Below are 6925 nucleotides of genomic sequence, written 5' to 3' on the forward strand. Positions count from 1 at the left end.
AGGTCTGCCTTCATCGCGGCACTATGGCATCCGGTTGGGTGTCGGCGCTGCCCCGGACGATCCACGGAGCTCATGATCGGCAGGACACGCCCTAGTAGCCGATGCGGTCGAGGAAGCCCAGCACCCGCTCGGTGAGCAGCGCGGCCGCCGGCTCGTGGTAGGAGGGCAGGCTGCTGTCCGCGAACAGGTGCTGCGGACCGGGGTACAGGAACAGTTCGGCGTCCGGGGCCGCCGCGACGAGGGCGCGGGCGGCGTCGAGGTCACCCTCGTCGACGAAGAACTCGTCGGCGTCCATCCCGTGCACCTGGACCGGCACACCGGCCGGCCACTCGCCGCCGAACTCGGACGTCGGGATGCAGCTGTGGAAGAGCAGGGCACCCGTCGCGCCCGGTCGGGTCTGGGCCAGCAACTGCGCCGGCATGACCCCGAGCGAGAACCCGGCGTACACCAGCCCGGCGGGCAGCCCCTCGGCCGTGAGCCGGCCGCGCTCGAGGATCACATCGAATCCGACCGTCCGGCCGTAGTCGAGGCCCTCCTCCAGGGTGTCGAAGGTCTTCCCGTCGTAGAGATCCGGGGTGTGCACCGTGTGCCCGGCTGCCCTCAGCCGGTCGGCGAAGTCACGGACACCTGGTGTCAGCCCCTGCGCGTGGTGGAACAACAGCACCTCAGCCATGCGACATCCCTCTCCGTGGAATCTGCTCGTGCGCGCCGTCCAGGATGATGCCCCGCACGCCCGACATTCTGGCGAGCCGGCACAACGCTCGCATGAACTGGTTCCGCTCGCTGCCCGTCAAGGCACACCGCGCACACACCGGCGGACCCTCCGAGGTGGACGGAGCGGTCGGGCCGGACGAGCCCACCGGCGGCTTCCGCGGCTCGGTGGCGTACCTCTGGATCGCGCGGCCTAAGAGACGACCGGTAAATCACGGGCGCCGCCGCCGGCTCCGACGGTACGGTCCGGCGATGCGGGATGCGGACGGTTACTTCGGCGAAGCGGTGGCGACGACCTACGACGACCGGACGAGCGAGATGTTCGACCCCGCCGTCGTGGCGGCCACGGTCGACGTGCTGGCCGACCTCGCCGGCGCCGGCCGGGCCCTCGAACTGGGCGTCGGGACCGGACGCGTCGCGCTGCCGCTGGCCGCCCGCGGTGTGCCGGTACACGGCATCGACCTGTCCCGGGCGATGGTCGACCGGCTGCGCGCCAAGCCCGGCGGCGACGCGATCGGCCTGACGATCGGCGATTTCGCCACCACCCGGGTGGACGGGATGTTCTCCGTGGCGTACCTGCTCTTCAACACGATCATGAACCTGACCACCCAGGAGGCCCAGGTGGCCTGCTTCCGCAACGCCGCCGCGCACCTGGCCCCCGGTGGCCGCTTCGTGATCGAGGTACTGGTCCCCGACCTGCGCCGGCTCCCGCCCGGCCAGAACGTGGTGCCCTTCCACGTCTCACCGACCGGATGGTCGTACGACGTCTACGACGTCGCCACCCAGGCGACCAGCTCCAACTACGTCCGCATCGTCGACGGCCGCGGGGAATACCGGTCGATCCCCTTCCGGTACGTGTGGCCGGCGGAACTCGACCTGATGGCCCAGCTCGCCGGGCTGCGGCTGCGGGACCGCTGGGACGGGTGGAACCGGGCGCCGTTCACCAGCGAGAGCCGCCAGCACGTCTCGGTCTGGGAGAAGCCCGCCGACTGAGCGCTGCGCCATCCTGACTTTCTGACCCGGTCGCGACCGACGGGGTGAGGCGTGGTGGACCGCAGGGGATCCGAACCCCCGCTCGGACCCCTGCCGGAGTGCCGGCGGTGACATGATGGGGCATGCCCGCGATCGAAGTGGTGCTCGGTGACATCACCGTCGAGGACGTCGATGCCATCGTCACCGCGGCCAACGAATCACTGCTGGGTGGTGGCGGTGTGGACGGGGCGATCCACCGCGCGGCCGGACCGCGACTGGCCCGGGCGGGTGCCGCGCTGGCGCCCTGCGACGCCGGCGACGCGGTCGCCACACCGGCGTTCGACCTCGACCCACCGGTGCGCCACGTCATCCACACCGTCGGCCCGGTGTGGGAGGGCGGCGGCCACGGCGAGGCCGACACTCTGGCCTCGTGCTACCGGCGCAGCCTCGCCGTCGCCGACGAGGTCGGCGCCCGCAGCGTCGCCTTCCCCGCCATCGCCACCGGCGTGTACGGGTTCCCGCCCGAGCAGGCGGCGACGATCGCGATCTCGACCATCAGGGCCACGCCGACCCAGGTCGAGCGCGTCCGCCTGGTCGCCTTCGACGACGTGACGTACCAGCTGTTGACCATGGCGGGGCGGGCGTGAACCGCGACCGGCGATGAGGCCGGCGGTCACGTCGGTCCGCTGAGAAACGGCGCGTCGTCGTGACGCGGGCGCCCGGGCTCGCTGAGCGCTGCGGGCCTCGCGTAGCAGTTCGACAATCGCCGGTCGCTTGACCTCGCGCCCGACTAGCGTTGAGCGGGGCGGTGTCAAGCCGCGCGGGAGCACCGGCCCCTGCCCTGTCGCGTACCCGGGAGGGCCAGGTCGGCCGACGACCTGGTTGTGCCCCCGGCGCCCGAGCCGCGCGACGCGGCTGTCAGTTGTCCCGGCGCCGACGGTCGGCGACACCCGGCGATCAGTCCGAGATCCAAGAGGGCGGCCCGGCGTCGCGAGATCGAGAAGGCCGAAGTGATGGATGGCGGACGCCGGCTGATAACCCGGGTGCCGGGCGGGGCCCAGCGGACCGATCTGCTGGAGCTCTTCTTCGACCTCGCGGCCATCGCCACCCTGATCCTGACCTCGGAGAAGATGGCGACCGAGCAGAGCTGGACGGCCATCGCCCAGGCACTGCTCGCCCTGTCGACGCTCTGGGCGGTCTGGGTGACCACCACGTCGTTCACCGACCTCTACAGCCCTCAGGCGCGACCCGTCCAGCTGGTGATCCTGGGCGTCATGTTCGGCGGCATGCTGATGTCCGCCGCCCTGCCGACCGCGTTCGACAACCACGGCCTGGTGTTCGGCGCCACCTGGGCCGGGATCAACTGGGGTCGGGCGTTGGTGGTCATCCCGTCGCTGCGGGGCCGGCCGGAGCAGCAACGCTCGAAGCGGGTCCTGCTCTGGACCACGGTGTCCGGAATCCTGTGGATCATCGGCGGCCTGATTCCCTCGCCCGACACCCGTCTCGCCGTGTGGCTGGCCGCGTTGACCGTGGACTACCTCGGTTTCGGCCTGCGGTTCCCGATCCCCGGCCGACCGCCCCTACCCAGGTACGACGTGGTGCCGGAGCACCTGGCCGAGCGGTACCAGCAGATCTACGTCCTCACCCTGGGCGAACTCATCCTGGTCACCGTCCTCACCCTGAGCGACACGCCGTTCACCGCCGGCCGGATCACCGCGTTCGCCACCGCGTTCGTCGCGGCGGTGCTGCTGTGGTGGAGCTACGCCCGGGGAGCCGGCGCCCGGCTGAGTATCGCCATCAAGCGGTCCCCCCACCGGGAACGGCTCGTCCAGACCAACCCGTACGTCCACTGGCTCATGCTGGTGGGCGTGGTCTGCGTCGCCGCCGGATTCATGCGGATCATCGAGCATCCCACCGAGCGGCCGGACGACACCCTGACCGCGCTCATCCTGGGCGGCGCGGCACTGTTCCTGGTCGGGCGGGCCGCCCTCGACCACGAGGTCCTCGGACGCATCCCGCTCTCGCACGTGGTCGGTGTCCTCGTCGCCGTCGCCCTCGCGCCGGCCGCTCCGCACCTGTGGAACCTGCTCCTGGGCTTCGGTGCCACCGTCGTCCTGCTGGGAGTCGCGGCGGTGGAGTTCGTTCGCCGGCAGCGCGCGGACGGGACGGCGGCCCCAGATGAGGGCGCGCGCCGTCCGTACCGCCCGGAGGACCGACCCTGACGTCGGTGGACGTCATCCCCTGGCGCGCTGACCGCGCTCTGCTCGTGGGCGGGCGCGAGCGCCCGCCCATCCACTTCTGCCGAGACCAGTGTGTCGACGCATCTCGCTTGCTCAGCCGGATCTTGACCGACAGGATGCGGGACATGCTTGCCGATCTGTGGCCGCTTTACGGTCTCACCATCGCCACACCGCACCTGCAACTGCGCCTGCCACGCGAGGAGGAACTGGCTGCGCTCGCCGATCTCGCCGGCCAGGGCGTGCATCGTCCCGGCGAGCGGCCGTTCCTGACCCCGTGGACCGACGGCAGCTATGCGGACCGGGCCCGGTCCGTCCTGCAAGGGCACTGGGACCAGCTTGCCTCCTGGGACGTGGCAGCGTGGCAGCTCGGGATGGGCGTCTTCCGGGCGGGCCAGCCGATCGGCAAGGTCACGCTTCGCGCCCGGGACTTCCCGGTCGTCAGACAGGTGACGACCTCAGCTTGGCTCGGCGTGGATCATCAGGGCAGAGGCTACGGAACGGAAGCGAGGGCCGGACTGCTCACCCTTGCTTTCGATCATCTCGGCGCCACCGCCGCACTGACCGAGGTGTTCCAGGACAACCACTCCTCGCAAGGCGTATCGCGCAAACTCGGCTACGAGCACGACGGGATTTCCGTCGATGCGCGCGACGGTGAGGCTGTCGTCTCCGACCGCCTGCGGCTGACCCTGCAGCGATGGCGCCAGCACAAGCTGCCGGCCGTGACGGTGGACGGCATGGACGCCTGCCGAGCCTCGTTCGGCCTCTGATCCAGCAGCCGGATCTGCCGCCGACGCCTCAGCGGCACAGGGCGTTCTCCCGCCCCATGTGCGACAGCTTCTCGGGATTGCGCACGGCGTAGAGCCCGGTGATGAGGCCATCGTCGATGCGGACCGCCACGACGGTGTCGAGCTCACCGGCCTGCCAGAAAATCAGCGCCGGGTAGCCGTTGACCTGTGCCGGCCGCAGCGACGGGGTGTCGGCAAGCCTGCCCAGCCCGGCAACCAGCAGGCGGGCCACCTTGTCGGCCCCAACAATGGGGCGCGGGACGGCCTGCTTGACTCCGCCACCGTCACCCAGGAGGACGACATCCGGTGCGAGGATGTCGAGCAGGCTCTGCAGATCGCCCGTTTCGGCCGCCCGCCGGAACGCCTCGAGCGCGTCTCGGGTCTCGGCCGCGGAGACGACCCCGCGCGGCCGGCGCGCCGCAACGTGTGCCCGTGCCCGGTGCGCGATCTGGCGGACCGCGGCCTGGCTCTTGTCGACGGCTTCGGCGATTTCGTCGTACCCGACGTCGAACACCTCGCGCAGCACGAACACCGCCCGCTCGGTCGGCGTGAGCGTCTCCAGCACCAGCAGCATCGCCATCGAGACACTGTCGGCCAACTCGACGTCCTCGGCCACGTCGGGCGTGGTGAGCAGCGGCTCGGGCAGCCAGGAACCGACGTAGGACTCCCTGCGGCGGCCGAGCGTACGCAGCCGGGCGAGCGCCTGGCGGGTGGTGATCCGGACCAGATAGGCACGTTGATCCCGCACCTCGCCGAGATCGACGCCCGCCCACCGCAACCAGGTTTCCTGCAGCACGTCCTCCGCGTCGGCGGCCGAGCCGAGCATCTCGTAGGCGACGGTGAACAGCAGGTTGCGGTGGGCGAGGAACGCCTCGGTGGCGAGGTCCGGGCGCTCGTCGCGGCCGCTGCCACGATCGTCGGGTGTGGTCTGCGACGTGCCGTCCATGGGTGACTCCTGTTCGCTCGCGACTGTGTCACCCACCAGATGCCGGGCCCCGCCGTGGTGTGACACCGAGACCTCGTTGTGGCAGGCGTCACGTGGTCCCGCTGTCACAGGGATCTGATCGCCGGCATCTCGTGTTCGTCCGGTGCCACACCACGAGGAAGGGCGGAATCATGGACGCTCGATTCAACATGCTCGACAACGAGATCGCCGTCAAATTCTTCAAGCGGTTCGCCAACGCCAGCCTGGTGATCCATCAGTCGCCGCTGCCGAGGTCCACGCAGGAGCTGGTGTCGCTGCGGGCCAGCCAGATCAACGGCTGCGGCTGGTGCATCGACATGCACACCAAGGAGGCCGCGGCCGCCGGCGAGACCCCGGTCCGGCTCAACCTGGTCGCCGCCTGGCGCGAGTCCACCGTTTTCACCGAGGCCGAGCGGGCCGCGCTGGCGCTCGCCGAGGAGGGCACCCGGCTCGCCGACGCCCACCACGGCGTGTCCGACGAGACCTGGGCACAGGTGCGCAAGCACTACGACGACGACCAGATCGCCGCGCTGGTCTCCCTGGTCGCCGTGATCAACGCGGCCAACCGGCTCGCGGTGATCGTGCACCAGCAGGGGGGTTCCTACGAGCCCGGCATGTTCGCCGCCGCTTTCAACTGACCGGCGGACGAATCCGGCCCGGCCCAGGATCATCCGATCCTGGGCCGGGCCCGTGCATCGCCCTGGGCGACCTCACCGCCGGCTGAGCACCGGCCCGGTCAACTATCCCGGTAGCCGACGATCTCCCGGCCGGCACCGAGCAGCGCGGCGGCGACGCGCCGCTGGTCGTCGAGGTACGTCCAGGTACCAGCGCAGCACCAGCACCGCCTGGGCCAGGCAAGGGCCCGCCGCCCGGCCCGGGTGCCCAATGCGCCCCGCTGCTGGCGCAGCAGTTCGGCGACGAACGCCTTGGTCTCGCGGGGGCACGGGAGTGCCGCCTGGTATGTCACAGTGTTTGTCCACGTGAGGCCCCAGGGAGAAGGAAGGAGAGCGCCCGATGTCAAGCTCAGTGGTGAACTTCATCGCGTTCATCGTCCGTCGCTCCGGTGCGATGCGTGTGAAGCCATGCTGATCTACTCGATGAGCGTCTCGGTGGACGGCTTTGTCGCCGACCGCGAGGGTGGGTTCGGATGGACGGCCCCTAGTACGGCAGCCGCCGTTTGAGATGTCGCTGGTGGGGGCCGGGTAGACGAGGTGCGGCCACCGGGTGATCGTCTGTCTGCTGTGGACATAACT

8 protein-coding genes are annotated in these 6925 nt (G+C 70.5%); 5 read left to right on the forward strand and 3 right to left on the reverse strand.

Annotated features, from left to right (window positions below):
• Positions 1 to 91: 91 nt before the first annotated feature.
• Complete coding sequence (locus tag M2302_RS32835) at positions 92 to 673, reverse strand: dienelactone hydrolase family protein (RefSeq protein ID WP_280841678.1); 582 nt, start codon at positions 671 to 673, stop codon at positions 92 to 94.
• Between the two features lie 290 nt (positions 674 to 963).
• Here M2302_RS32835 and M2302_RS32840 point away from each other — a divergent pair, with 290 nt between their 5' ends.
• From M2302_RS32840 to M2302_RS32855, 4 genes are all read left to right on the forward strand, one after another.
• A complete protein-coding gene (locus tag M2302_RS32840) occupies positions 964 to 1704 on the forward strand; it encodes a class I SAM-dependent methyltransferase (RefSeq protein ID WP_280841679.1) in 741 nt (246 codons plus the stop codon).
• Positions 1705 to 1826: 122 nt separating this feature from the next.
• Positions 1827 to 2330: an O-acetyl-ADP-ribose deacetylase gene (locus tag M2302_RS32845; protein WP_280841680.1), complete on the forward strand. Its 504-nt coding sequence runs from the start codon at positions 1827 to 1829 to the stop codon at positions 2328 to 2330.
• A gap of 366 nt (positions 2331 to 2696) precedes the next feature.
• On the forward strand, positions 2697 to 3905 hold the full coding sequence (locus M2302_RS32850) for a low temperature requirement protein A (protein ID WP_280841681.1): 1209 nt from the start codon (positions 2697 to 2699) through the stop codon (positions 3903 to 3905).
• Between the two features lie 5 nt (positions 3906 to 3910).
• A complete protein-coding gene (locus M2302_RS32855; protein ID WP_280841682.1) occupies positions 3911 to 4690 on the forward strand; it encodes a GNAT family N-acetyltransferase in 780 nt (259 codons plus the stop codon).
• Between the two features lie 28 nt (positions 4691 to 4718).
• On the opposite strand, the gene M2302_RS32860 is transcribed toward M2302_RS32855, so the two are convergent.
• The gene (locus tag M2302_RS32860; protein ID WP_280841683.1) at positions 4719 to 5654 is read right to left on the reverse strand and encodes an RNA polymerase sigma-70 factor; all 936 of its coding nucleotides are present in this window, start codon (positions 5652 to 5654) and stop codon (positions 4719 to 4721) included.
• A gap of 170 nt (positions 5655 to 5824) precedes the next feature.
• Between M2302_RS32860 and M2302_RS32865 the strand changes: the two genes are divergently transcribed.
• Positions 5825 to 6310: a carboxymuconolactone decarboxylase family protein gene (locus M2302_RS32865; protein ID WP_280841684.1), complete on the forward strand. Its 486-nt coding sequence runs from the start codon at positions 5825 to 5827 to the stop codon at positions 6308 to 6310.
• Between the two features lie 98 nt (positions 6311 to 6408).
• On the opposite strand, the gene M2302_RS32870 is transcribed toward M2302_RS32865, so the two are convergent.
• On the reverse strand, positions 6409 to 6639 hold the full coding sequence (locus M2302_RS32870) for a hypothetical protein (RefSeq protein WP_280841685.1): 231 nt from the start codon (positions 6637 to 6639) through the stop codon (positions 6409 to 6411).
• Between the last annotated feature and the right edge of the window lie 286 nt (positions 6640 to 6925).

The sequence above is a fragment of the Micromonospora sp. A200 genome, assembly GCF_029893845.1.
GTDB lineage: Bacteria > Actinomycetota > Actinomycetes > Mycobacteriales > Micromonosporaceae > Micromonospora > Micromonospora purpureochromogenes.